Raw genomic sequence first — 3,328 nt, 5'->3', positions numbered from 1 at the left:
GAGGGCTCGCTCAAATGGATCGCGTCCAGCCGGTAATTTGCGCCCTGATGTTGAACACGATGCACCTTGGAAGGGTCAACAAAGATGCCGCGGGCGCGGTCGCGCAGCGCCGCGTCGTCTTCCCAACTGCCTTCCCACAGCTTGTAGACCACCTCCATATATTCGTCGGCGACGTCATAGCGGTCGTCATGCGCGGTCTGTTTTTCCTTGCCGGCGCCGCGCGCGGCGCTGTCGAGATAGCCGGTGACGATGTTCCAGCCGATCCGGCCTTCGGTCAGATGATCCAGCGTCGACATCCGCCGCGCGAATGGGTAGGGCGGCTCATAGGACAGCGTGCAGGTCACCCCAAATCCGAGGTTTTCGGTGACCGCGGCCATCGCCGAGATCAGCAGCAGCGGATCGTTCACCGGGGTTTGCGTGGCATTGCGCAACGCCGCGTCGGGACTGCCGCCGAACACGTCGTAGACGCCGAGCACGTCGGCCAGAAACAGTCCGTCGAAGCGCCCGCGCTCCAGCGTCCGCGCCAGATCGGTCCAGTAGGGCAGCCGGTTATAATCCGCGGTGCGGTCGCGCGGATGGGTCCATAACCCCGGCGATTGATGCGCGACGCAGTTCATGGCGAAGGCGTTGAGCCGGATTTGTTTTGTCATGGTTTACTACCTTGCGGACATGCCATCGCTTAAGCACGATCCGCTGCGCGATGCATCGAGACGGGTGGCCGCGACCGTTATCGGCCGGCCTGCTTGAAGGGCAATTCCTCGCCGGCCGGCGGCGCCACCCGCGCCACGTTCAGCGTCATCGACACCACGTCGTAATAGCCGTTGACGGCAATCAGATCCATCACGCCCTGTTCGCCGAATTTGTCCACCGCCCTGGCATAGGTCGCATCGTCCACCGAATGATCGCGCCGCAACTGCGTGGTGAATTCCCAGACGATGGCCTCGTCGTCCTTCATGTTATCCGGTTTGCGGCCGGCGCCGATCGCGGCGACGATGGATGGATCGAGGCCGGCCTTGAGGGCGAGCGGCGCATGCGCATACCATTCGTATTGCGATCTCCACGCCTGCGCGGTCATCAGGATCGCCATCTCGTTGACGCGCTTGTCGAGCGAGCTGTTGAAGCGGAGATATTCGCCGACCTTTTGCAGCCGGTCCGCGAGTTCAGGGCTGCGCAGCCAGGCGTTGAACGGGCCGCGCATGCCTCCCCGCGGTCCGGACATGATGTCCTCCGCGACCTTGCGCTGCGCGGGCGACATTTTATCGAGCGGAATCGGCGCCATGCGCTCGCCGGTCAGCGCCACCGCGGAACCGGCAAACAGGATGGAAACAAGGGATGCGCGCAGGATCGATCTCATGGTGTTCTCCCTGAACTTCGCCCGATCGAGCGCCGGGCGTGAACAGAAATTGTTGCACTCCGACGAATTTTAGCAAGCTCAATCCGGCAGCAATGCTATGTCGTCAGGTTAGCGAGGAGTGGCAGGCGTGAACGATTTGACCAGAGTCGATACGGAGAAACGCATCGCCTTGCTGGGCGTGCCCGTCGAAGTCGGGGCGTCGCAGCGCGGCACGTTGATGGGCCCGGCGGCCTTGCGCACGGCAGGGCTTGGTTCCCTGCTCGAAAATCTCGGTTTCACAATCGAGGACCATGGCGACATCTCGGCCCTCGACCTTGTGCCGGCCGACGATATTCCGCCGCAGAACGCAAGGCATTACCGCGAAATCCAGTCCTGGATTCGGGTCGTCAGCGCGCGCGCCTACGCGCTGGCGGGATCCGGCGCCATTCCGGTCTTCCTTGGTGGCGATCACAGCCTTTCGATGGGTTCGATCAACGGCGTTGCCCGCCACTGGCATGAACGGGGCCGCGAGCTGTTCGTGTTGTGGCTCGATGCCCATGCCGATTACAATACGCCGGCCACGACGATGTCCGGACACATGCACGGCATGGTGGCGGGATTTTTGTGCGGTGAGCCCGGCCTCGATCGGCTGCTGGGCGATGAGCCGCGCGCGTCCATAAAACCCTCTCAACTCGACCTGTTCGGTACCCGCTCGATCGACCCGTTGGAAAAGGAACTGGTGCGCGAGCGCGATGTCGCAGTAGCGGATATGCGGCAGATCGATGAGTTCGGCGTCGGCGTGCTGATCCGGCGGGTGATCGACAAGATCAAGGCACGCGATGGCGTGCTGCATGTCAGTTTCGACGTGGATTTTCTCGACCCTGCCGTCGCGCCGGGCGTTGGCACGCTGGTGCCGGGCGGCGCCACCTATCGCGAGGCGCATCTGGTGATGGAGCTGCTGCACGATTCCGGACTGGTACGCTCGGTCGATATCGTGGAACTCAATCCATTTCTCGACGAGCGAGGCCGCACGGCCCGCGTCGCGACCGAACTGGTAGGCAGCCTGTTCGGCCAGCAGATCACCGACCGGCCAACCCCGACCAACGCGATCGTCATGCCCTGACCACGACGGAGAGGTCCTTGTCACAAAACCCGGAAGCATCCGCGGCTGCGAAGCGAAAACCGGTTGCAACCGCAAAACCCGTCGCGGGCCGGTGCCTCTGCGGCAAGATCTGCTTCGAGATCGATTATCCGGCGCGTTGGGCCTGGCACGATCATTCGAGCGCGACCCGGCGCGCCCATGGCGCAGCCTACGCCACCTATGTCGGCAGCTGGCGCAAACGTTTTCGCGTCACCAAGGGGACGGCCGGAATTATCCGCTTCGAGGACAGGCTCGCGAAATCCACGCGAAGCTTTTGCGGGCGATGCGGCACGCCGCTGTTTTATGAGCGTGCGCGTTCGCCGCACATGGTCAACATTCCCCGCGCGCTTTTTTCCGGACGTACCGGCCGGCAGCCGCTGTATCACATCGCCATCGAAGAATTGCAGGAATGGACTTATACCGGCCAGCCGCTGGCGCCGCTCAAGGGTTTTCCGGGCGTGGTTTGGCAGCGCTCCAAAAAGCAGAAGCGCGTCGATAATGACGGCCTGTTCTAACGTTCGCGTTCGTCAGAACAGCCGCCTCCTTCATCACACCGCGCCTCAGCGTCATGCGCGGGCCTTCGCCTCGCCGAAGGGGCTTTCGGCCCCGCAGGCGGGTCAAGCCCGCGTATGACGCAGAATATGTTTCGACGTCGTTCTCAAAATCTGATTCCGAGATTCAAACAGCCAAGCTTCCGCGTTCTCGCGGCGCAGTGCGTCCGAGGTTTGCCAGTCCCTCGCGAACCCAAGCGAGGGGATGGAGCGGCGGGAGGCGCCAGGGCACCAGCGGGCACCCCTTGAGGCGGGATTAACGTACCCACCTCGCGCGGCAAGGCACCGCGCGCGCCCAAGGCA

4 protein-coding genes are annotated in these 3,328 nt (G+C 63.3%); 2 read left to right on the top strand and 2 right to left on the bottom strand.

Annotation, left to right across the window (positions count from 1 at the left end):
* Window positions 1–650: NtaA/DmoA family FMN-dependent monooxygenase (locus tag VGP39_RS03510; RefSeq protein ID WP_327566718.1), on the bottom strand; the 650-nt coding region annotated here is incomplete at its 3' end.
* 77 nt (window positions 651–727) lie between these two features.
* Window positions 728–1,354, bottom strand: a complete 627-nt coding sequence (locus VGP39_RS03505; RefSeq protein ID WP_327566717.1) for a carboxymuconolactone decarboxylase family protein — start codon at window positions 1,352–1,354, stop codon at window positions 728–730.
* A 136-nt stretch (window positions 1,355–1,490) separates the two neighbouring features.
* Here VGP39_RS03505 and rocF point away from each other — a divergent pair, with 136 nt between their 5' ends.
* Window positions 1,491–2,456, top strand: a complete 966-nt coding sequence (gene rocF, locus VGP39_RS03500) for an arginase (protein ID WP_414644551.1) — start codon at window positions 1,491–1,493, stop codon at window positions 2,454–2,456.
* Between the two features lie 17 nt (window positions 2,457–2,473).
* Complete coding sequence (locus VGP39_RS03495) at window positions 2,474–2,989, top strand: GFA family protein (protein WP_414644550.1); 516 nt, start codon at window positions 2,474–2,476, stop codon at window positions 2,987–2,989.
* Window positions 2,990–3,328 lie beyond the last annotated feature (339 nt).

Origin of the sequence: Bradyrhizobium sp. (genome assembly GCF_036009065.1) — a bacterium.
Classification (GTDB): Bacteria; Pseudomonadota; Alphaproteobacteria; order Rhizobiales; family Xanthobacteraceae; genus Bradyrhizobium.
Note: the sequence above shows the minus strand (reverse complement) of the source record. Positions and strands in the feature narration are given on the sequence as shown.